The sequence below is a fragment of the bacterium genome, from assembly GCA_037131655.1.
GTDB lineage: Bacteria > Armatimonadota > Fimbriimonadia > Fimbriimonadales > JBAXQP01 > JBAXQP01.
On sequence record JBAXQP010000002.1, the window covers coordinates 1 to 22,623 of the forward strand.

Annotated in this window: 25 protein-coding genes; 4 read left to right on the forward strand and 21 right to left on the reverse strand. The window is 46.9% G+C overall.

What is annotated here, in order from left to right; genetic code table 11:
- Nucleotides 1-234 (forward strand): hypothetical protein (locus tag WCO51_00170; protein ID MEI6511676.1); only part of this gene is annotated, 234 nt, incomplete at its 5' end.
- Here the strand turns inward: WCO51_00170 and WCO51_00175 are convergent.
- The 5 genes from WCO51_00175 to trpA all read right to left on the reverse strand — a co-directional run bounded on the left by WCO51_00175 (nt 231) and on the right by trpA (nt 3,880).
- A complete protein-coding gene (locus WCO51_00175) occupies nt 231-1,475 on the reverse strand; it encodes an alpha-L-fucosidase (GenBank protein ID MEI6511677.1) in 1,245 nt (414 codons plus the stop codon). The two genes, WCO51_00170 and WCO51_00175, sit on opposite strands and share 4 nt — an antisense overlap.
- A gap of 92 nt (nt 1,476-1,567) precedes the next feature.
- On the reverse strand, nt 1,568-2,257 hold the full coding sequence (locus WCO51_00180; protein MEI6511678.1) for a prepilin-type N-terminal cleavage/methylation domain-containing protein: 690 nt from the start codon (nt 2,255-2,257) through the stop codon (nt 1,568-1,570).
- Nucleotides 2,258-2,288: 31 nt separating this feature from the next.
- Nucleotides 2,289-2,495, reverse strand: coding sequence for a hypothetical protein (locus WCO51_00185; GenBank protein ID MEI6511679.1), 207 nt, complete (start codon nt 2,493-2,495; stop codon nt 2,289-2,291).
- Nucleotides 2,496-2,505: 10 nt separating this feature from the next.
- Complete coding sequence (gene pyrE / locus WCO51_00190; GenBank protein ID MEI6511680.1) at nt 2,506-3,078, reverse strand: orotate phosphoribosyltransferase; 573 nt, start codon at nt 3,076-3,078, stop codon at nt 2,506-2,508.
- A 1-nt stretch (nt 3,079) separates the two neighbouring features.
- Nucleotides 3,080-3,880: a tryptophan synthase subunit alpha gene (trpA, locus tag WCO51_00195; protein ID MEI6511681.1), complete on the reverse strand. Its 801-nt coding sequence runs from the start codon at nt 3,878-3,880 to the stop codon at nt 3,080-3,082.
- A 186-nt stretch (nt 3,881-4,066) separates the two neighbouring features.
- On the opposite strand from trpA, the gene WCO51_00200 reads away from it, so the two are divergent.
- Nucleotides 4,067-5,143: an HD domain-containing phosphohydrolase gene (locus tag WCO51_00200; GenBank protein ID MEI6511682.1), complete on the forward strand. Its 1,077-nt coding sequence runs from the start codon at nt 4,067-4,069 to the stop codon at nt 5,141-5,143.
- 121 nt (nt 5,144-5,264) lie between these two features.
- Here WCO51_00200 and WCO51_00205 read toward each other — a convergent pair whose 3' ends face one another.
- From WCO51_00205 to WCO51_00215, 3 genes are all read right to left on the reverse strand, one after another.
- Entirely contained in the window at nt 5,265-5,471 is a 207-nt protein-coding gene (locus tag WCO51_00205) for a zf-HC2 domain-containing protein (GenBank protein MEI6511683.1), read from the reverse strand.
- Complete coding sequence (locus WCO51_00210; protein ID MEI6511684.1) at nt 5,468-6,043, reverse strand: RNA polymerase sigma factor; 576 nt, start codon at nt 6,041-6,043, stop codon at nt 5,468-5,470. The genes WCO51_00205 and WCO51_00210 overlap by 4 nt, the downstream gene beginning before the upstream one ends.
- Nucleotides 6,044-6,298: 255 nt before the next feature.
- Nucleotides 6,299-8,245: an amylo-alpha-1,6-glucosidase gene (locus WCO51_00215; GenBank protein MEI6511685.1), complete on the reverse strand. Its 1,947-nt coding sequence runs from the start codon at nt 8,243-8,245 to the stop codon at nt 6,299-6,301.
- Between the two features lie 103 nt (nt 8,246-8,348).
- Here WCO51_00215 and WCO51_00220 point away from each other — a divergent pair, with 103 nt between their 5' ends.
- Nucleotides 8,349-8,555: a hypothetical protein gene (locus tag WCO51_00220; protein MEI6511686.1), complete on the forward strand. Its 207-nt coding sequence runs from the start codon at nt 8,349-8,351 to the stop codon at nt 8,553-8,555.
- Nucleotides 8,556-8,670: 115 nt separating this feature from the next.
- Here the strand turns inward: WCO51_00220 and WCO51_00225 are convergent, their stop codons facing one another.
- The 3 genes from WCO51_00225 to WCO51_00235 form a co-directional block, all read right to left on the reverse strand.
- Nucleotides 8,671-9,111 carry a response regulator gene (locus WCO51_00225; GenBank protein ID MEI6511687.1) on the reverse strand — a complete coding sequence of 147 codons (441 nt, stop codon included), beginning with the start codon at nt 9,109-9,111 and terminating at the stop codon, nt 8,671-8,673.
- Entirely contained in the window at nt 9,089-10,852 is a 1,764-nt protein-coding gene (locus tag WCO51_00230) for a GAF domain-containing protein (protein ID MEI6511688.1), read from the reverse strand. The genes WCO51_00225 and WCO51_00230 overlap by 23 nt, the downstream gene beginning before the upstream one ends.
- 112 nt (nt 10,853-10,964) lie before the next feature.
- The gene (locus tag WCO51_00235) at nt 10,965-11,165 is read right to left on the reverse strand and encodes a hypothetical protein (GenBank protein ID MEI6511689.1); all 201 of its coding nucleotides are present in this window, start codon (nt 11,163-11,165) and stop codon (nt 10,965-10,967) included.
- Nucleotides 11,166-11,463: 298 nt separating this feature from the next.
- Here WCO51_00235 and WCO51_00240 point away from each other — a divergent pair, with 298 nt between their 5' ends.
- A complete protein-coding gene (locus tag WCO51_00240) occupies nt 11,464-12,108 on the forward strand; it encodes a PEP-CTERM sorting domain-containing protein (GenBank protein MEI6511690.1) in 645 nt (214 codons plus the stop codon).
- Nucleotides 12,109-12,419: 311 nt separating this feature from the next.
- On the opposite strand, the gene WCO51_00245 is transcribed toward WCO51_00240, so the two are convergent.
- From WCO51_00245 to WCO51_00290, 10 genes are all read right to left on the reverse strand, one after another.
- A complete protein-coding gene (locus WCO51_00245; GenBank protein MEI6511691.1) occupies nt 12,420-12,881 on the reverse strand; it encodes a helix-turn-helix transcriptional regulator in 462 nt (153 codons plus the stop codon).
- A gap of 24 nt (nt 12,882-12,905) precedes the next feature.
- The gene (dnaJ, locus tag WCO51_00250; protein ID MEI6511692.1) at nt 12,906-13,976 is read right to left on the reverse strand and encodes a molecular chaperone DnaJ; all 1,071 of its coding nucleotides are present in this window, start codon (nt 13,974-13,976) and stop codon (nt 12,906-12,908) included.
- Nucleotides 13,977-14,102: 126 nt separating this feature from the next.
- Nucleotides 14,103-16,022 (reverse strand): molecular chaperone DnaK, encoded by a 1,920-nt coding sequence (gene dnaK, locus WCO51_00255; protein MEI6511693.1) that lies wholly within the window; start codon nt 16,020-16,022, stop codon nt 14,103-14,105.
- A gap of 185 nt (nt 16,023-16,207) precedes the next feature.
- The gene (locus tag WCO51_00260) at nt 16,208-17,482 is read right to left on the reverse strand and encodes an MFS transporter (GenBank protein ID MEI6511694.1); all 1,275 of its coding nucleotides are present in this window, start codon (nt 17,480-17,482) and stop codon (nt 16,208-16,210) included.
- Between the two features lie 9 nt (nt 17,483-17,491).
- On the reverse strand, nt 17,492-18,472 hold the full coding sequence (locus tag WCO51_00265) for an ATP-binding cassette domain-containing protein (protein MEI6511695.1): 981 nt from the start codon (nt 18,470-18,472) through the stop codon (nt 17,492-17,494).
- Nucleotides 18,473-18,608: 136 nt separating this feature from the next.
- Complete coding sequence (locus tag WCO51_00270; protein ID MEI6511696.1) at nt 18,609-19,340, reverse strand: PEP-CTERM sorting domain-containing protein; 732 nt, start codon at nt 19,338-19,340, stop codon at nt 18,609-18,611.
- Nucleotides 19,341-19,653: 313 nt separating this feature from the next.
- Complete coding sequence (locus tag WCO51_00275; GenBank protein ID MEI6511697.1) at nt 19,654-20,424, reverse strand: hypothetical protein; 771 nt, start codon at nt 20,422-20,424, stop codon at nt 19,654-19,656.
- 333 nt (nt 20,425-20,757) lie between these two features.
- Nucleotides 20,758-21,510, reverse strand: coding sequence for an ABC transporter ATP-binding protein (locus WCO51_00280; protein ID MEI6511698.1), 753 nt, complete (start codon nt 21,508-21,510; stop codon nt 20,758-20,760).
- Between the two features lie 74 nt (nt 21,511-21,584).
- Nucleotides 21,585-22,193: an FtsX-like permease family protein gene (locus tag WCO51_00285; protein MEI6511699.1), complete on the reverse strand. Its 609-nt coding sequence runs from the start codon at nt 22,191-22,193 to the stop codon at nt 21,585-21,587.
- A gap of 36 nt (nt 22,194-22,229) precedes the next feature.
- Nucleotides 22,230-22,604, reverse strand: a complete 375-nt coding sequence (locus tag WCO51_00290; protein MEI6511700.1) for a PqqD family protein — start codon at nt 22,602-22,604, stop codon at nt 22,230-22,232.
- Nucleotides 22,605-22,623: the final 19 nt, after the last annotated feature.

Here is a 22,623-nt window from a genome sequence, read left to right on the forward strand (position 1 = left end):
AATATAGGCGCAGGCACTTATGCGGCCTTCACTGTAAAATCCCTTAATGAGCTAAAACAGGCTTTTGGCGAGGCTTACGCCTGGGTAAAAGCCCATTCTGAATGGAAAAACCTCTGTGACTATCTTCATACCGGCAAATGCGAGTGCGCCACCTATCCGTGGTTCGAACTCTACACCGATGAGTACCCCAAAACCGGCAAACTCTATATTTATGCCCCTATCAAACCGGCTTAGTAGGTTTTGAATAACTCCACATTGCGAAGTTTGGCGGGGCGGTCGGAGTTGGTGATTTCTACGGCTACTTTAAATGCGACCACTGGAGGGATACGGCAAATGGCTTTATGGCCGATGTTTTCTCCCTTATATACCGTAATCATCTCCTCGCCATACCAGGGACGGATTTTGATTTCAAAACTTCGAATTGCTTCGCCTTCAGTAAGGTCCTCTTGAATCACGACATGGTCGATATTGAACGGCTTTGGTGGGACATACTGCCAGCCTGTTTCCGTAACCTCCCCATCGTTCATGCAAGCGAAAGGTTGGCTAAATCGACGCTTAACTTCTGCGCCGAATTCCAGCAATCGCGCATGATCACCATCGGGCAATAAACCGCGTCGGTCGGGGCCGATATTGAGCAATAAATTCGCCCCACGGCCGACCGATAAATAGTAAAGCCCCATTAAAACATCGAGCGATTTGACGGTGTGCACATCGGAATCACTGTAGAACCAGTTACCCCAGCGCATCATACAGTCGCACTCGGCAGGCAGCCAGCGCACTTCTTCTGCGTTATCAACCACTTGGGCGTTAGAGGTAAACGGGACTGTATTCCAATTCGGCAACTCAGCCATGCCCATCTCGTTTCCGACCCATCGGTAATCGGGATCGCCCATGCTGAAAACCAAAATATTAGGCTGAAGCCGCCGAATCTCGCCGACGATACGCTTCCAATCATACACATGGTCCCCTGACCCGCAGCCGTCGAACCAGAGCATATCAATCTCGCCGTAGTTGCCCAGAAGCTCGCTCACCTGGTTGATGAAATGGTCATCATAAGCATTTTCATCTTCATACACCGGCGAACCCCATTCAGCCGGTGAGTAATAGAAGCCAATCTTGATGTCATTCTTACGGCAGGAGGTCACAAACTCGTCTACCACATCGCCTTTACCCTCTTTCCAGGGGGTTTGGGCAACGGTGTAGTTGGAGAACTTAGAAGGCCAGTTGGCGAACCCATCATGGTGCTTGCACACAAATACAGCGTATTTCATCCCCGCTTCTTTGACCGCTTCAACCCAGTTATTGGCATCAAATTGGCTCGGAGTAAACCCCTCCGCCGGCATCGGCTTGCCATCCCAGTCCAAATGCCCTTCATAAAACGTTCGAATCCCAAAGTGAAGGAATAATCCCATCTCCCAATCCTGGTATTCAAGTTGTCGAGGGGTAGGAATAGCGGTCGGTAAATAGCCTGGCATAGTCATTTCCTTTCTAAGTTCTCAAAAAGTATGGCACATGAATAGGTGAATGAGAAAGATTCACTTGTACAAACTACCACTAAATTACAGTCCTACGGACAACCGTCTTGCCAGCGGCTGTTTAGCACTCTTCGGGTAGCCTTGTAACGGCAATAGAGGGAACCTTTAGTGGTCGAGTTTCCGATAGAATTTAAAGGATAACTCTGCGCATGACCGTCAGTTGAGAGGACGACAGCACCGCCAGTATGTTGATCACCATTAATATCGTAAGTAGTCGGAACATATGAACCATCATTGACGGTGGTAGCGCTCTCATCATAGAGCAGGAAGGTGTCAGAAGGGAAATTTACATACGCCAATGATTTTTTGACTAAAGTGTAATTTATCGTATAAGTGACTTGGGCGATTCTGCCATCGAACCACTCGGAAGCACCCGCCTTCCAGCGCAATTTATGCACTTTTTTATAGTTGGATGGGCAGTGGTAAATCTGTATATTCTTGGTGTATGTCCACAGACTGCCCAAATTTGGATAAGCGATTTCATCACATGGGCTGCAATTGCCAACCCAAGCATCACTAGGAAAGTGTTCGTTCCAATCTCCAGCATATAGCATAAAACCACGGCCAAGCTGGCCCATATTGCTCGTGCAAGAGGCCAAGCGCGCCTTTTCCCTGGCTGCGGCAAAGACAGGAAAGAGAATCGCCGCCAAGATAACGATAATCGCTATCACCACCAGCAATTCAATTAGTGTGAAACCTTTTGTTTTGAGATTGGTTTGCATTGAATTTCTTCCTAAAAACACTATACCATAATCACTTTTTTAATTCGACGTAGACAGCTCTAGCTACGAATAGTGTCAGGAACGTGAATAAGAAAGCCAAACGGATCGCGAAGCTGAAACCGTATGTATGGAAATCCTTGAACCCAAGGTAAAAGAACCATAAGGCCACAAAGCCAAGGACGAATACGAAGGCTATGGCAGCGAATTTGGCAGCGTTCTCACCGAATGGTGAATTCATCCGCTTCCTCCTAGGGTGTGTGACGGGAGCCTGGTGAGTTGAGAGGGATTCCGGAGTCGCAGAGTGGGCATTTATCAGGCTCGTAGCTTTCTGCAGGAGTCGTCCACAAGGCTTCCGTTCGTACGCCAAAATCGATTGGCTTGCCCGAACGGTCAACAAGCAGTCCGACACCGACCACTTCTGCCTCCAAAGCTCTCAGACAATCGATCATCTCTTGGACTGATAGACCCGTTGTCAAGACGTCATCGACAACTAAGACACGAGTTCCTTTTGGGAAAGAAGCGCCTCGACGCAAAGCTCGCTTTTCGCCTTCACGCTCGATATAGATAGCATTAGTTTTAAGATGGCGCGCAACTTCGTAGGCGATAAGCACCCCGCCAACCGTTGGGCCGGCGACTAACTCGACTTGTGATTCGGCAAAGCGCTCAGCAAGCTGTTCACAGCACGGACCGAGGTATTGAGGCCGTTCTAAAATCCTGAACTTTTCGAAATAGGTTCCGCTATGCTTGCCGGACGACAGCTTAAAATGGCCTTTTAGGATCGCTCCGCTTTCAAGGAACATTGTCTCAATCGTTGTCGACATCTTAACTTCTCCGCGTCCCCTTTTTGAGCATTTGGACAAAATCTGAAAACTGAGCTTCGAAATCAGGACAGGTGTGGTTCTTTGCAATAAATTCAACTATCGCGCTGCCCACAACCGCACCGTCAGCAAAGTCGCTAATTTGCGAAACATGATCCGCATTAGAAATTCCAAAGCCGACTACGACCGGTTTATCGGTTGCAGAACGAACGCGAGATACTAACTCGGACACTTCTGGAGGAATATCACTGCGGGATCCTGTCACCCCAGTGCGCGAGACGCAATAGACAAATCCCGATCCGGACTCACAAACAATTTGAATTCGTTTGTCAGTGCTCGTTGGGGCGAGCAGAAAAATGGTGTCCAAGCCGTTCTGACTAGCGGTTTCGAGCCACTCAGACGCTCCCTCAGGGGGCAGGTCGGTGAGGATCACTCCATCGAGTCCGGCTTGACCCGCATCAAAAGCAAATCGGCTCAGTCCATATTGAAGCACAGGGTTGAAGTAGGTCATCGCGATTAAAGGGGTTTGATAGTCTGCGCGAAGCTCTTTAACTAATTTCAAAGTATGCGCGGGAGTCGTGCCCGCCAACAATGCGCGTTGAGCGGCCGCTTGAATGACCGGTCCATCAGCAAGAGGATCGCTGAATGCGATGCCAAGTTCCACGACATCAACACCCGCTTCAATCAAGGTACAGACAGCTCTTTTGGAAATCTCATAATCAGGATCGCCGACCGTTACATAAGCAACTAGGGCGGCTTCGTTTTTAGACTTCAGGTTTTGAAAATGTTGAAATATTCTACTCATTAGCTCGCTTTATATCAGAAGTAAGCCTATTTTGGCAACAAAAAGGTAGTTTGTCAAGTTGTCATTTCCGCTTCGTCTAGGAGTAAATATTTTCAAAAATATTGCTGTAGATATTACCGGCGTTATGGAAAATGATTTATATGGGCAAGGAAGCCCAAATAGCAACCTAAGAGGAATGGATTCCTAATGTATGTTCCCATAGAAGAACCATTGGTATTACGCCCAATCTGGCAATCACCCTTAGGTGGTACACGTATACTAGTAATTGATCCTAATCCCTCAGCAGGCTCAAGCATGTGCGAGTCGCTCAATGACGTCAATTATCAAGCTACGCTTCTAACATCGCCGAATGAAGTATGGTCACTCTTCGCAGTTGAGGACTTCGACCTGGTGTTCATTAATGTCGATACTCCGGGGATGGGTGGCTTTGAGCTGTTAAAGCAATTCCTTAAAACCAAGCCGCATTTACCAATCGTGTTAACTTCTGATTCACCGAGTACTGAGATGATGCGCCACGCAATTATCGAAGGGGCATCCGATTTCATCGTCAATAATCATAGCTATTCGGAACTAGCAATCGTCGTTGAACGCAACCTTATCCGTCAATCACTCAAGCATCGTAAAGAAATCGATCACAAAATGGAGATTCAGCGCACACAGCGTGGACTTCTTGAAACGCTCTTAGGAATTATCGACACGCGCGATCCCGAAACTGAAGGACATTCGGAAAGGGTTGCCGCTTTTACGATGGTGCTGGCTCAGCAGATGAAGCTTGGAATTGATGAACTTATTAATATTGAACGGGGCGCTCTTTTGCATGATATAGGCAAAATAGGGGTCTCGGACAGTATCTTGTATAAGCCGGGGGCTTTAAATGATGATGAGTGGGCGCTCATGAAAGAACACCCACTCATCGGTTACCGAATGTGTGCACGCTTTGAAGCGTTGCACCAAGCTGCTAATATTGTCTTGCACCATCATGAGCGTTATGACGGGACTGGTTACCCCCATAAGCTGAAAGGCGATGAAATCCCTTTAGGTGCGCGCATTTTCGCTGTTGCGGATGCTTTTGATGCTATTACTTCTTTTAGACCATATCGTCCGGCAGCCCCAATGGAATATGCTTCCGAAGAGGTCTGCCGAAATAGCGGTTCGCAATTCGATCCTCAAATAATCGAGGTCTTCAGTGCGATCCCTCTGGCCACGTGGCAAGAAGTACGTTCTCTTGTCAATCAGGATTACCTAATTGACAAAGCTGCATAATACAATCAGGCTATAAATAATACAACCAACGTCGCTTTGTTATTACGCCGCAACTTTTAATACTGCGTTCTAAACCAATTCGCCAAACCTAGGCTGTTTAATCAACCTTGAAATAATTAGTTTATAATGGCGTCATTACTGTCGAATCTTCGCGTTGGAGCCCAAACATTGCCTTGAGCATCCCGACTAGTTTGCGTCTTGCCAACACCGACCGATGGCAAGATTCACATCTAGTTAAGTGGATTTCAAACCTTTCAAGCAGTTGGGGATCAGTAAGCTCGCCATCAACATATGATTGCAGCTTTCGCCCAATCTGCTCACATTTCACATCTTTACCTCCTCCTCCAGAACGGACATAACACTCCGATCGCCTTGCAATCGGTCAAGCGCCCGTGAGATACGTTTTCGGACGCAATCCGCCGAGAGGTTCACTTTCGCGCCAATCTCTGTATAGTTCAGCTCGTGATAGTATTTTTGCTCGAGAAGCTCGCGATCGAGTGGTTCCAAACAAGCAAGAGCTTTCTCAAGTAATGCAATGTGCCCATTTACCACACTATCGAATTGATTCTCGCTAGTGAGAGTTTCCGTCACTGTTTCCAGTGGGATGGATTTGATGCGTGATTGCTGTCTCATCCAGCTTATACTGCAGTTGCGAGCAATTGCACATATCCATGGATAGAGTGGTCTTTCGGGATCGACGGTAGACATACCTTCGAAAATACGAAGTAGACAATCTTGAGTAATGTCTTCTGCTTCTTCTGACGTACTCGTATATTGCCGCACCAAATAGAAGACTTGATATCTCAGTCGATCTGCGAGCGCACTCCCGGATAGCGAATCGCCACAGATATACTGAGCCAGTAATTGAGATTCCGGATTAGGATAGACGATAAGGCTCACTTCTCTCCTCCTTTTTCATATCGCCAACACAAACGGACGGAGCCTAATTACGGATTCGCTTTGCAGGGTTAATAACGGACAATAGCCCGAAAAATCCAACAAAACTAACAGTAAATTCGGAATCCCCGTTGTCCTTGAAAAGAAGTTCCTTTCCCGTGTAGCTACTAATCGAGACCTTCCTTAACTATCGCTACTCGGTTACGAAACGACCCGGAACATCAAAAACAACTGATCCGTTGCATCAGCTTAAGCTGGCTAATGTGTACCCAGCTCTTCAACCCATACTCTAAGCATTTCGGCTTGGCTCCAGGCCTGAGCGATGCATCCTACCGGATGATGCGGTGGATCACCGTCAAATATCTCGCTTATATAGCCCATACCTGCCTCTTTGAGGTGTTCGCGCAGGGATACCATCATTCTTCGTGCCCCTGGGCGATCTTTCGTTACGGCAATATACGCTTCAATAAACGGACCCATCAGCCAAGGCCAAACCGTACCTTGATGGTAAGCAGCATCTCTTGATGCCTGAGAACCCGAATAAGTTCCGATATAACTCGGATCATCCGGTGAAAGCGTTCTCAAACCATAAGGTGTCAACAGATTAGACTGAATGACCTCTATCACTGACTCTGCCTGCTCTTTAGCAGCGGGCGCAAACGGCAGACTGATTGCAAGCACCTGATTTGGCCGAAGAGAAGTATCAGGTGGGCCATCACTAATTACATCGTAAAAATAACCCTTTTCTTCATACCAGAACTTCTCGCGGAAACTAAGCTCCGCCAAACTTGCTGCTTGTTCGTATTCCTTAGTAGGTTGCCCCAGTTTGCCAGCCAGCCATTCCATTATGCGCAGGAAATTAATCCAAAGCGCGTTAATTTCTACGGGCTTGCCGATTCGAGGCGTTACGACCCAGTCCCCTACTTTTGCATCCATCCAAGTCAGTTGAACACCAGGTTCTCCTGCACTTAGTAGGCCATCCTTTTCTACAATTACATTATACAACGAACTTTGGCAATGTCCAATAAATATTTTACATAAAACTGGCATGATTACCAGGGCAAAATCTAAATCCCATCTAATTGACAGGTATTTGTAGATCGAATTGGCATACCAGAGCGTCGCATCAACCGTGTTATACTCCGGAGGCTGGCCTTCTCCAGGAAAACGATTGGGAATTAGCCCCTTATTAACATGCTTTGCAAAGGAGAGCAAGATATCACGCGCTTCGTCATACCTCTTGGTGGTCAGGCATAACCCAGGAAGCGCAATCATCGTATCACGCCCCCAATCTGTGAACCAAGGGTAGCCTGCTATCACAGTAGTCCGATCGGGGGCTTTGACCAAAAATGCATCGCAATTCTGTGCTAAAAGCTGAGCAACAGGGTCTTTAAGCCCACTTAATGCAACCAAATCAGCCAAACGCTTCCGTTCTGCTGACAAAGCGGCATCTACATCCGTCTCAACCTCTTTTAGCTCAGTAGTAAAAATCATTACAGCCCGTTCGCCAGGTGTTAAATAATAGGAACAGGCGATAGGATTGTAGAGGTCTTCCAGACTATCGAGTCCTCGCTCACGCTCTCGAAGATGCTCGAACTGGTAGTACCATACTTCAGTTTCAGTAATGGTTGCGTTAGGGGCCATCATCTTAAGTGGGGGGAAATTCTTATCGTAAGTTATTGTGATTGTCTCTTTATCGATCTTTTCATCTAACGGGAAGCCAGGCCGTGGATGCATTTCTTCATGATAGTTCTTATAGGCGATTAAAGGCGAAAGGGTTAAGCGAATCGGCTTGTTCCCCTGAAGCTCATAGGTGACATAAGTGGTGTTCTGTCCATGAGCCATCCAAACGCGCTTTATAAGCGTTGAATTCCCAGGAAGGCCGTAATACCATGACGGCTCCGGGTTTAAGAGAAACTTTTGCAGGTGCAGATACCCCTGGGGATAGACCGCGTCTGGATACTGGTTGGCGTTTAGCAAAAACTCTTGGCCACTCAGCTCAACTTTTGCATCTAAAGAGGAGACAAGCACAAACCGGTCAGTAGGCGGCACAAGCGCAGCTACAAGAAGCCCATGATATCGCCTCGTATTAGCTCCCGCCACTGTGCTCGATGCATATCCGCCAATGCCGTTAGTGACGAGCCACTCCCGCTGTGAAGAAACACCAAAGTCAGTGCATTGAACAGAATCTAGTACAATTTGCATGTCTTACCTCGTAAAGTTCCCGATAACCTTAAACCCCATTTAAGCCTATCTTTATATATGGTATTGCAGTTGGAGCCACTCCCAAAATGGAGGTGACGCCTATATGCTGGTTGCACAAGCCAAAGAGTTTATCGGGCAAACGTGCGAAGTGACCTGGGCCGACCGATACGGAAATAGAACGTCCGAAACGGTGAGCGTTGACGATGTAACGTTTGTTCCGATGTATGGCGCTTGTATACTTACTTCCAGTGGGGACATCAGATTGGACCGAGTCGTTGAGATAAGCGCGGTCTTTTTAGAGGCCGCTTAGGTCCATGCGCTTACGTGGTGCGAGATCAGAGTGAGAGCGATAGACATGAGGCACGAAGCTAAATCCTTTAGCCCATCGCCTTTCCGCTTTAATCTGATACGCACCGCGTAAGACGCTATTTAACCTGCTTCTCCGCTGCCAACCGTTCCCACTTTTCAACTGTTCTCACAGCTTCACGCCGGCGATCAACTGCCTGCTCTACTTTCATAGTCAGCAATTCATAAACATCCACGCCAGGAATATTCTTCTCAAGATAATCAAAAGCGCCACGCCGCATACACTCAACAGCATTCGCAACATTGCCGTATGCTGTAAGCACAATCACTTCCGCAAACAGATCGCGTGAAATTGCCGCCTGGAGCACTCGCAGGCCGCTCTCGGCGTCATCCATCGACATATCTGTCACAACAGCGTCAAAGGGGGTCTCAGAGAGGATTGTTCTTATCGCCCCCGCTTCATCCCCCGCCGTAGTAACGTCATAACCGGCACGCTCCAAACGACGCCTTAACGCGTTTAATATTTGTTCCTCATCATCAATCACGAGTATTCGATGCATTACCATTATTCCTTCCATTCTTGTTGCTGCGCAGTGGCAGATAAATAACGAACCGCGCACCTTCTCCAGGGGTCCCGTCTTCAACAATAACCCCTTCGTGCGCATCTACAATACCTTTTACGATGGAAAGGCCCAACCCCATTCCCTTTACTCGCGAAGAATTGAACGGATTGAAAATCCGTTTCTTGCGTTCATGAGGCACGCCTGGCCCTTGGTCTTCAACTATTATTCGGACGTAAGATCTTCCTCGCGCTAGCGCTAAATTCTCTGGTACGCCCTCCGGAGGTACTAATTCATTACTGATCTGTATGATTCCTTCTTCTTGAAAATGCAATGAATTTTCAACCAGCTCAGTAAATAGACGTTTCAACTTGGTAACATCAGCCTGAATTACAGGAAGATCTTCACAAAGATTAAGTTCCAGTTTTACATTACTACGTTTAGGATAAAACTCCTTCATTGTTTCGCGAAGAAGACACGTTATTTCCACATCTTCTTTATTTAGCTGTGTTGCCATCACAAATCCACGAAATTCGGCAAGCACACCCTCTAGCCTGGTTATACCGCGTCGAAGGCTCAACGCTAATTCTCTATACTGATCAGTGTGATCTCCCGGTTCATTCGTTAGGTACATGAGTTCATTCATATCACCACCGATAGCAAAAGCGCTGTTGCCCAAAACATGCGCTGCCTTCGCCGATAACTCACCCCAAGCAGCCATTCGTTCCGCCCTCAAAAGGCGTCCCAACATTCGGATCCCCTCTAACCCAGCGCCAAGCTGGCCCGCAATCGCGGTCAGCACTTCCTCATCCTCTTCCGTAAAAGCATTTTTGAGCCAACGATTCTCGCTCTTTCGTCTGAGGACCCGAATAACTCCAACGCATCGGTCACGCGTTAAAATCGGCACCGCAAGAAATGCCCCAATCTCTTCCATGGGCAGTTCCAAATGTCTTCCCTCCCAGCGTTGATCGTGCTGAGGGTTTTCAGCTCGGACAGACTTGAAATTAGCGACAACCCACCCCGTAAGCCCTTCACCGATCGAATAGCGAGCGATGTTCACCTTATCCAGAAGATCTCCACGCGAAGCGCGTAACACTATCTGCTCGGTAGCTTCATCAAGCAAGAAAATTGAACTTGCTTCAAAACGAAGCAGCGCCTCAGTCACTTGCATCACCTGGTCGAGCAGTGATTCCTCATCAGCGCTAATTGGCAGAGACATGCCGATTTTCACCAACGCCTGCTGGTGCTTTAAATACCTATTGAGCTGAAGATGAAGCGCAACGAGTGAAGCCAGCGATTGAAGCATCTGTACATGCTCATCATTAAAAGAATTCTTCTTATCTCGTTCAACATTCAAAACGCCGCGAACACGATTATGGGCATCGAGAACCGGCACGGCTAATTCACTTTGTGTGCGATCGGACATTGGTAAGTAATGTGAGTCCCGATTAACATCTCCAGATAAATAGGGGCGTCCAGTTGCAGCTACGAATGGGGTAATTCCCTTCCCTGAGGCATCGGTAACAACAAGTTCAAAAGTCTTCTTGTTGTCAGGCCACCCTTCACCAATAGTGCACCGGAAAAGCATCTTCCCAACCTGTTCGTCAACCAACGCAATCGCCGACCAGTTAGCCCCCGTACATCGAAGCGCTTCAGTCGCAACCGCGTGAAGCACCTTCTCCGTATCAGGCTCGTTCAATACCATCTGTGATAGGTTCTGAATGGCTGACAGAATCTGCATGCCCAAAAGTATACCTTCTCAACCAAAGCCAATCAGCCTAGTGCGTATTACGTATTTACGGATAAGGTGATAGGTGATGGGGGCCGTAAGTTGGTATTTCAGATGGCGGAAGTTAGCCTGATTCGAGGGCTGTCTTTTCAAATGCTCGAAAGGATACATCAACTTGAGTCAGTACCGAGGTGATGGATAGCCCCACTCGTGCTATGAACGGGGAAACACAAAACCAAACCGATGGGAGTGCATCTACACCCTGTCGGTATCTTGTGGTGTGGAGTTTACGACGCCAAAACAGACCCTTAAGTCGACTTTTCAATGAAAAATATATCCAAAAAAGAAAAAATGAAAATAAATATACTTATCATGGCTAATTATGTGCGGTTTCGCTTTCTCAAAGCGTATACATAATAGAACGAAAAATTGGTTTCTAAGTAAACCGCCCTAAAACATGCGAACTGAGAAACCATACACAAAGGGTTCTAAATATCATATTGGTTTCTGAACAAGAAGAGTCGATTGCTTGAGACAGGAGTCTCAGATTCCACGAAAATATTCGAATCGTGAAAGTTCTGCAATTGGCTCCCTGGCATTAGAGCCAGGGAAGGAGAAGTTCGATGAAGTCACGAGTATCACTAGCCTTGGCAATAGCCGTTCTAACGGTATTAGTACGTCCTGCGCTTGGCGTAAACCTACTTGTACAGGACGGGTTTGAGGTTAATAACCTAGCCCCCCTCGGGAGCATTGTAACACCATTAACCCCAGGAATCTGGGGATACGAGAATTCTTCTGATGTAAATACGGGCAACAGCGGCATCCTTCCTCGGACCGGTAGATGGATGCTCGAAATGAATACTGGCGCCGGTTCTTATACGCAGACACTCCAATTCGCTGACATTAGTTTGTACCCCACCTTACAGGCGACAGCCTATTTTAACTCGGATGCGCCAGGCGCTAGCGCCTCGATCGTCTTGAGTTATTGGGCGGGTATCAACAGTTGGAACACCAGCATCAGCCTAGACTCCTACAGCTTAACTCTCGATAGCAACCCGTTGACATGGGAAGCAATTAACTTCGTTTCGTCACGGCCATCCGGTGCCACTTGGGTCGGCTTCCAGGTAGCTTTCCTCGAAAGCTCGATTCAAAACACTGCAGGGTATGTGGACGACGCATCACTCGTTCCGGTTCCAGAGCCGAATAGTATGCTGGCTTTGGGTACTGGTCTGTTTGGTCTATGCGGCTTACTGAGGCGCAGAAAGTAGTATCTATACTACGCTAGAAGATGTCTAAGAGCGGCAGCTTAAGCTGCCGCTCTTTTCAATGCTTTCTCAAAAAACCTCACTCTGTAATTCTTAAACAATTCTACCTAGTGCGTAGTACGTATTTACGGATAAGGTGATAGGTGATGGGGTCCGGAGTCATTCTCATTGTCATTGTCATTGTCAATAAAACTACCCGTATAACCCTGTGTAGGCCTCTGGGCCGTATCGAAGGGCGGTCAGGATTAGCAATCAGATAGGCCAGGAGGAGGTTGCTTCGGCACAAACCGCCTCGCAATCACACATCAAAAGCACTACGATCCCTTACCATGCTTCCACCCGCTTGTAGAACGGGGGATGGGGAGGTCTTCGGAGAGTTGGGGCATTTCGGCGGGTAGGGGTACCTTGTAAGAAACGGGGAGACTAAATTGTTTGACAATCTCCTCCAATTTAGCGGTAGCTTCCGAATGCATGCGCTCTAGTTCGTTCTGCATCTCCGAGCGCATTTCCTCCATCTGCTCTTTCAGACGAAAAATAACCTCGACACCGGCCAAATTGACCCCCATCACCTGTGTCAATGTTTGGATCTGGCGAACGCGCATGATGTCCGATTCGGAATATAGACGGTTCTTTCCTTTAATCCGAGCGGGACGGATAAGTCCCAAACGTTCATATAATCGAAGGGTTTGAACATGCACGTCGCACAATTTAGCGGCTACGCTAATCATGTAGACCGGCTCAGAGCGGGCATCTTTTAAATTATCATTCTCACTCATCGCTGCTTGCCTGCCTTTGATGCATTATTCCTTGCTCTTAGCCAATTCCGTTAGGAGTTCCCTCTCGCGCGCGGTTATTTGTTTCGGAACGGTAATTTTAATTCGCGCGTAAAGGTCACCACGCCCTCCACGCAACGTGGACATTCCCTGTCCACCAAGCTTATAAACCTGACCGGATTGAGTTCCAGGCAATACTCGCATCGAGACTTTGCCCGTTAATGTCGGCACATCTGATTGCGCCCCTAAAATTGCATCCGTATAGGACACAGGCACATCAATATATAAATCGCTTTCTTTACGTTCAAAAGTCGCATGCGTTTTAAGACGAACGCGAAGATAAAGGTCGCCTCGTCGTCCATCGGAACCTGCTACGCCCTGACCTGATATTCGAATTCGCTGACCTTCTGAAATCCCTGCCGGCGCCTTCACTTCAACTCTGCGGGATGATTCGACTTGCCCAACTCCTCGGCATTGATTACACATTTGAACGTTTGTCTGACCTGCCCCTCCACACGTAGGGCAGGCAGCATTCATTCCGAAAAACCCTCTATCCCGCATACGCCCTGATCCACCACAGGTGGCACATATCTGAGCGTTGGTTCCCGCAACTGCCCCAGCCCCTTTACAGGTTGGGCAAGCATCTTCAGAAGACAGCACAAGTGTTCTCGTAACGCCGTTAAACGCATCTTCCAAAGTGAGTTCAATTATCTGCTCAATATCGGAAGGGGGTGTGCGAGATGATCGGGGCTGACCTCCAAATCCACCAAGAAAAGTCTCAAAGATATCGGAGAACCCACCCCCGCCAGGACCTTGCTGTCCAAATCCGCCAGGGAAACCACCCTCTTGATGTTGAGCCTGACCACGGTTGACTGCCTCCCAATCGGCGCCAAAGTGGTCGTACTGCTGGCGTTTTTCGCCATTACTCAGCACTTCATAGGCTTCACTGATCTGTTTAAACTTTTCCTCAGCCTGTTTGTCCTCAGGATTCACATCTGGGTGATATTTTCGAGCTAGCTTGCGATAAGCCTGCTTAATATCTTTATCCGATGCGTTCTTGGGCACTCCCAGTATCTCGTAATAGTCTTTAGCGGGCATAACCGCATGCCTCCGGACGGATTCAGGTGATAGGTCTTAAGTGTTAGAATCCGGAAATCTTAATCTTATCCGGAAATCCCTATAGTCCCCCTTGGTAAGGGGGACTGGGATTGGCCTAATTATTTGTTATTTCTCTTTGAATTCAGCGTCGATTACTTCTTCGCTAGAACCTTGTTGGCCTTCAGCGCCATCTTGAGGTGGTACTTGACCGGAACCATCTGTTTGTCCATCAGGACCGGCTCCTGTGGTCTTGTATATCTGTTCCGCAAGCTTATAGGATTCTTGTTCGAGCTGCTGCATCAATGTGCGAACGTTATCCATATCGTTGCCCTGAATAGCGTTGCGCAGATCATTGACCATATTCTGCAGCCGATCTCGCTCCATGCCTTCAATCTTATCGCCAAGGTCTTTCAGGTTCTTTTCGACGTTATAGGCAAGCGAATCAGCTTTGTTCTTCGTCTCGGCATCCTCTTTAACCTTTTCGTCCTGATCCTTCATCGCTTCGGCTTCCTTCACCATGCGGTCGATCTCATCTTTAGTAAGAGTTCCCGCTCCGGTAATGGTAATGCTCTGCGATCGGCCGGTACCGAGGTCTTTCGCCGCAACATTCATTATGCCGTTGGCATCGATGTCAAATGTGACCTGTACCTGTGGAACATTTCGAGGAGCCGGAGGAATACCGGCCAAATGGAACCTTCCAAGCGACTTGTTGTCACGCGCAAGCGATCGTTCTCCCTGAAGTACGTGAACTTCCACTTCAGTCTGACCGTCAGCAGCAGTTGTATAAGTACGCTCTCGCCGCGTGGGGATAGTCGTATTACGTTCGATGAGCTTGTCTGTTACGCCGCCAAGGGTTTCAACACCCAGAGAAAGCGGTGTAACATCAAGAAGGACAATATCTTTAACTTCACCACCCAAAATACCCGCTTGAATAGCTGCGCCGACAGCAACGACTTCATCCGGATTCACGCTCTTGTTAGGTTCTTTATTGGTCAGCTTGCGAACCAGGTCTTGTACCATCGGCATACGAGTACCGCCGCCAACAAGAATGACCTCATCGAGTTTGCTCGCGTCAATCTTCGCATCAGAAAGAGCCTGTTCGAAAGGTTTCTTCATCCGATCAACCAAGTCGCGAGTCAATTCTTCGAACTTTGAGCGGGTGATTGCTATATCCAAGTGGCAAGGCTCGTTATCAACTGCCGTAATATAAGGCAGATTGATTGTGGTTTGGACAACATTTGACAGCTCCACCTTAGCACGCTCTGATGCTTCGCGAAGTCGTTGAAGAGCTTGGGCATCCTTTCGCAGATCGATCCCGTTCTGTTTTTTGAACTCATCTGCTAAGAAAGTGACTATTCGGTCGTCCCAGTCGTCGCCGCCCAGGTGGGTATCGCCATTAGTCGATAGCACCTCAAAAACACCTTCTCCAACATCCAAAGCGGAGACGTCGAAGGTTCCGCCGCCTAGGTCCCAAACGATGATCGTCTCATGCGCCTTTTTATCGAGACCGTAAGCTAATGAAGCGGCAGTTGGTTCGTTGATGATACGCAATACGTTTAAGCCAGCAATTTCGCCGGCGTTTTTAGTTGCTGTTCGCTGAGCGTCGTTAAAGTATGCAGGAACAGTGATGACCGCCTGAGTAACCGGTTCGCCCAGATAAGCCTCCGCATCAGCTTTGAGCTTTTGGAGGATCATCGCTGAAATCTCCTCCGGAGAGAATTCTTTACTAAGGACCGGGATAGACACTCTCGCATCGCCATTTGAACCGCGAACGATTTTATAAGACACGCGCGAGCGCTCTCCTTCGACTTCTTCGTAACGTCTACCCATAAATCGTTTGATGGAACTGACAGTGTTTTCAGGGTTAACAACCGATTGGCGCTTTGCCAAGGCTCCCACTAACCGTTCGCCTGTTTTTGTAAACGCTACAACTGAAGGACAGATGCGACCACCTTCGGTTGTCGAGATCACAACCGGCTCGCCACCTTCCAATACAGAAACGACTGAGTTAGTCGTACCTAAATCAATGCCTACAGTTTTTGCCATGATGATATACCTCCGCGTAATGATCTCAATAAAACTTTAAGATAACAGGCAGCACATTGATTGCTCTCTACTATTATCTCTGACTATCCTGTTAGTATAATACCTGCGTCTATTATTGTCAAGTTCCCAATAATCATTTTAGGCATAAACGGGGTGATTTTTAGAGGGGAAGGTTTTGGCAGTGCTTAGGAAGTTTCTTCCTCAGTAGAAACGGGGTGCTCATGAATGCGGGATACCGCTGCTACGCCTATTATTAGATAGATTAAAATGAACCCAAGAGCTACTCGCCAACCGAGGCCGTGGCCGTAGATGCGGTTGATCTTATCGCCAAGCGGACCTACTGCAGGAGCAATGACCTGTGGCAAAGTCCATGCTAGGTGCCAGATAGCCATATATCGCCCAGCTTCGCGAACGGGTACCAAATTAACCGCTAAAGCCCAATCCACTGCCGCGAAAGCCCCCCAACCAATGCCGAATAAGACACCCACAGCATAAACCCACATAACCGATTCCACAAAGAGAAACCAAAGAACCGCAATCCCTAAAATTGTGCACGTAAAATATAGAACTTTCTTCTTGCTATACCTATCAGCAGCAAGTCCTGCAGGCCAGTTGCCTAAAAGTCCCGCCCAAGTTGCGGTTAATAGCAAAATGCTCGTTGAACGAAGAGCATTCTCGCCCAGACCGATTGAATCGCGCATATAGAAATAAAGAAAGAATGTCGCTGTATAAAAGCCGAGGTTTATGAAGAAGCGCGAGACAATCAGCCAGCCGAAATCTGCATTACCTTTCAGCCTTATGTCCAGAATGTCTTTCAGCGTTACTCGTTGCCATTTGCCGGCTAAAGGCTTTTCAAGAGTGCCTAAAACCGTCCACAACATCGTTCCAACTAGTATCACAGTCATGATCGATGCCAGCAGCCACACTTGCGTCCGAACCAAAAACCCAGCCAGCACGAAAGCGCATCCTTGCCCTAAAATTAAGGCAAATCCCATATAAGCAGAAGCCAAACCATGCTTATGACGTGGTACCAAATCGGGCATAATCGCTTGATATGGTCCAGTCGCAATATTCAAAATAATCTGAATCAGTACAAATCCAATCAAGAACATACCAAAAGTAGAGGCGCCTGTAAACAGGAGGAAGCAAGGAATGGTTAAGATCGTTCCCCAAAAGATATATGGACGCCTACGTCCCCAGCGAAAAGGCGAACGATCGCTTATCGGGCCGATTACGAGTTGGATGAGGGTAGATACGAAAGCTCCCATCGAAGTTATATAGAAGAGATAGGTGCCTTTTTGGGCATCACCAGCGAAATCAGTTACCCGTTCAGGCAGCCATAAGGGCAGAATAACCGACCAAAAGAAATTCATCCCAAACCATAGCGCCGATATGGCCATTAGCTGCTTTGGAAGAACAAAAGTTTTCTCTCCATTCGAATCGTGCTCAGATATATCCATATTAGTGAATTAGGTACGTCCTTCAGCGAAAACAACGCGAATAATATCTTCAATATCGGCCTCGTCGATGGTGATATCTTCGACAGGTAGGTGAGTTAATATCGCTGCTGCTATAGTTGAGGTCTCTGCGCGAGGCACCTCGATAATCGCATTCAGACCATCACAATTTCTGACTTTCCCATAGCGTACCAGCTCATCACAGGTAACAGGGTTAGCAAAAACCAATCTTAGGACTTTCGACTTACTATGTTCAGCGATTAGTCCCTTAAGCGAATTGTCGAAAATAAGCTGACCTTGGTCGATAATGATAACCCGTTCACATACCGCCTCTACATCCTGCATATAATGGCTGGTTAGTAGAACAGTAGTTTTCTGGGCAGCATTTATTTCCAAAAGGAATTCACGGATTCGCTTTTGGGAGACCACATCCAATCCTATCGTTGGTTCATCGAGAAATACAACTCGAGGCGCATGAAGAAGCGCGGCTATCAACTCACACTTCATGCGCTCACCCAATGATAGTTTTCGCACTTGTTGATGAAGCAAGTTGGATACTTCTAATATCTCTGCCATGAAGTTCAGACGCTTTTTAAAAGTGGCGTCATCAACTTCATATAACTCTTTCAGAAGCACAAACGATTCATAGGCCGGCAGATCCCACCAAAGCTGCATTTTCTGGCCCATAACCAGTGAAATTTGCTTCTGCATTTCTCGTTGACGTTTCCAGGGGATATAGCCAAAAACTTCTGCTCGGCCTGTAGTAGGATGCATAATTCCAGAAAGCATTTTAAGGGTAGTAGTCTTTCCTGCTCCATTCGGCCCAAGAAATCCAACAAGCTCACCTTCTTGGATTTCGAAGTTGATATTTTGAACCGCTTTCACCTCGACCATCTCGCGTGTAACCAGTGATTTAATGGTTCCCAGCAGTCCCTGCTCTTTCTTGGGTGATTTATATGTTTTGGACAGGTCTTCAACCTTAACAACAGTCATGCCCCAATAATACCTCTTGTTACTATCAACGCTCAGGGACTGATAAGTAGATAAAAAGAAAAGCCCACCTGATTTCAGGCGGGCAATATATTATGTGGATACCGATGGCTCTAACGGCCACTTTGTTTATATAAAATTATCGTCGTTTGCGACGTAAAATTCCCGCTATAAACGTCCCGCCTATCAACAATGCGCTGATAGAACTTGGCTCAGGAACAGGTCCTGTTGTCCAGCCATGTACCAGGACTTTCTTGCCATTGATGATTACGTCAATATCAGCAGGAATGACAACATCATTGTCAGAATTCGATACCGCCCATAATCCCCCAACGGACGAACCTCTAGGAACCATGTAATTAAACCCAACAGCTTCCCATGCGGGTGGCGATGGATTCGTAGGGTTCCAGCCAATCTGAGGGGGGACATTCGGACGTACTACATAGGTCCCTAAGGATGGCACTCCCCAATATGCATGGAATGAGTTAATATCCAGAGGCACCTCTGTGCTGTTGTTATCTAAATAATGCAAATTCAGATTTGCGACGGTATACGTATACAGAAAGCCTGATGGAGCATTCTGAATACCTTCACGATTAAGCATAGCTAATGACTCGCTTTTGTCGTAAACCGTTTCTTCAATCTTAATGACCAAACGACCTGCATTCTCTTCGAGTTGTGCCTGGGTTGGGTTCATCAGCATTTCAAAGACAAATTGATCAACTTCCCCGTCGCCATTGGTAGCAACGAAGCTAATGTCATCTTTGCCTTCACATAACATCCAATAGATATTGTCTTCGTGGATTACACGAGCATAGGCGGTAGTGAGCAAAAGGCTCAATACGGCTGCAAAAACAAGCGTGAGTCGCATATTTAAACTCCTTTTGTCAAGGCGCGTCATAAAATGACGATTAGTTAGACAGATAAACAAAAGCGCTAATGCGCAAAGTACATTTCTTATTGTAACACGAAAGGACCACAAGCGCAAGAGTAAAACAAATAATTTTTTAAAGTTGAAGCCAACTTGCAGTATTTATACCAGGTAATTCAACGGCCAACTTAGCATTATCACCTACAAAGTTTTTGGCATTTACTGACAAACAACATCGGAAGAACAGGGGTTAATCCTGTCCTTCCGATGCTTAAACCGTCAGATTAAATATCGCAATAATTTAGTTCTAAACCTATTTATGTTTATGCCTAAACCGGCTTATTCCAAGTAACGTGAATGACACAGCGAGCATACTAATGGTAGAAGGTTCCGGAACAGGATCATCGTGACCTTTAAGCCCACCAACAGCAAGTAGCGGTAGTAACCCAAGTAAACTTCGACTACGCTCCAAGATAGGAATGACCGATGCGGGTCCTTCAATAAATGGAATAGCTGAGGCAGATTCAACAACCAGTGGCGGTTCAGTGAGAACCATATTATCAGCTGCTATAACCGGAGCTTCTTGTGAGATTTCTTGGGGTGATATCTCTGATATCGGCACAACGACTTGTGGAGCCTTATATGTTGGGGGGAGAATATCCCGAACACCAATCGGATTGCCGCAATTCATCTTGATGACTGGTTCACCGGTCATTTCCGCAAAAACAGGAGTGCCGGCTGGCATATACATCCTACAAGTTGCGACGGTGTTGTTTTTACGTGAGTAATAGACGAGATACTCGCCCCCCTGACGCAACTTGGTCACATGTAGAGTAGAAAAGTACCCCAGTATTTCATTCTTCGACAGGTGATAATAGTTCTGATAACGCTTCATCACATCCGGTGTCGTTTTGACATGGTTGACGAAGTCGTTAACTGAACTTATCGGCCGAGTAATGAACGCATGCGGCGGAACTCCAGATATCACTACATATCTATAGTTATTTCCAGTGTTCACGACAAGAGCATTGGCAACAGATAACAAAACACCCAATACTGCTAATAAAACAAGCATGAGTCGCATTGTTTCAACTCCTTTTGGCAAGGCACGTCACAAAATGACGTTTTGTTAGACAGAAAAATCAAAAGCGCAAATGCGCAAAGTACATTTCTTATTGTAACACAAAAAAACGAAAATGATGACTATAACGAAAAAAATTCACACCTAAAACGAACTTGCAGTATATATACCAGGTAGCTCAGCCTCCATTTTTGGTTTATTCCATTTTTACAAAGCCCAAATTGTGTATCGCGCATAATTGGCAACGGGTAGGCTGGAATTTGTGTTGATAATGGAAAAACAAGAAAGAGTTGAGCATATAGCTCAACTCTTTCTTGGAATAGATGTAAAGAAGTTTTACTTGTTTTCGCTGTCTTCAAGGTGGCCAACCTTAAGGTCGAGGTCTGCACGTAATTCGACTTTGGCGATCTGGCCATCACGAATCCACACGATACGATCGGAAACATCAAGCATCTTCAAGTCATGGGTTGCAGTGATAATCGTGTATCCTCGTTCCGTATTAAGATCTTTTAGAAGCTTAATAATTTCACCACCGGTCTTGAGGTCAAGGTTACCGGTAGGCTCGTCGGCCAGTACGATTGAAGGAGAATTTGCTAATGAACGGGCGATCGCGACACGCTGCTGTTGACCACCTGATAGTTCATTAGGCTTGTGGTGCAAGCGATCGCCAAGGCCTACTAATTTTAAAAGTTCCAAGCCGTTTTCAAGCGATTCATCGCTCGAAAGGCCAGCAAAAACCATCGGCAATGTCACATTCTCAAGAGCGGTCATAACAGGGATAAGGTTGAATGTCTGGAAGATATAGCCAATGGTATGGCATCTCAGATAGGCCAATTCAGCAGCGCTTAACTGAGCCATATCCGTATCATTAATAAAAACAGAGCCACTTTCAGGCTTGTCCAAGCCACCAATCATGTTAAAGAGTGTGGACTTACCTGATCCGGACGGGCCCATAATACTCAGATACTCACCGCTGTAAATATCAAGGGATACCCCATCTAAAGCCTTCACAATATGCTGTCCCAGCGTATATTGCTTGACCAGATCGCGCGTTCTAACTATATATTCAGTACCAGTGACGATCGCCAATTTAATCTCTCCTGCTTAAGAGTTAGTGTACAAAACGCTTCTATTGCTCCGCTCATAACGAGCAGCCTGAACTTCTAAATTTCAACCCGCAAAGCAGCGGCTGCGGGCATTCGAGCGGCTCGAATAGCCGGCGCAATCGCTGCAATTACCGTTAGGACAATTCCGATAGCAAGTGCACTTCCTATCACCATGCCAACGCCGTGCAATGTCAATTGATTAAGTACCTTCCAACCGTCGCCAAGCGCCCTAACAAGGATAATAAGTACAAATCCAAGCGCCGCTCCTGTAGTGGAGGCGATAACCCCCATCAGGCATGATTCTATTAAGAAAATCTTGACGATAAAGCTATCGGTAGCCCCCAAGCATTTCATGGTCCCGATCTCTTTATAACGCTCGGTTACGGACATAAGCATCGCGTTAGTGATACCCACAAGGCACATTAACAAACTCGCCCAAACAAGCCACTTCAAACGCGCCTCAGTCTCAATCATTGACGGATCATTTCGATCAACGACCATCAGCATTCGGGTTGTTTGGACTGAAACATAAAAAGCGATTCCCAATACGATACCAATCGCCGTAATAATCGAGCGAAAGAATCTCACTCGAATGCTTTGAATCGCAATGCGATACGCCCTTGAAATCGGCAACTGCACCTTAGCATGTTGTACTTTATTGCTCATGTCATACCCACCAATGAGTGATCCTTAAAACCAAAACTACTTCTTCGGCACAAGAACAGCTACGAAACCTCGCTTAGAAATCTGTTTGAGATAATCGCCTAAAGACATTTCAGCCTCAAGGCGGCTCATTTTGAAGACTTCACAAATCCGCTTACTGATGGCTTCAACGCTGGTCTTCCCGTCACACATATCCCACACAACGGTGCCGATCCTATCTAACTCTACCTCATGCGTGTCCGGAACCTTCATAAACCCGCCCACAAACGTCCAAAAACCCACGCTTCGTCGAGGAATAGTTAGCACAATAAACCCTTTGTCATTCGTCTCCCATTCAATCACAGGATTGCGAAGAACACAGGCTGCTAATAATTGCTTTCTCGATAATGGATCTTGTTTACGTTTAAATGGCAATTGCATCGGATATTAATTA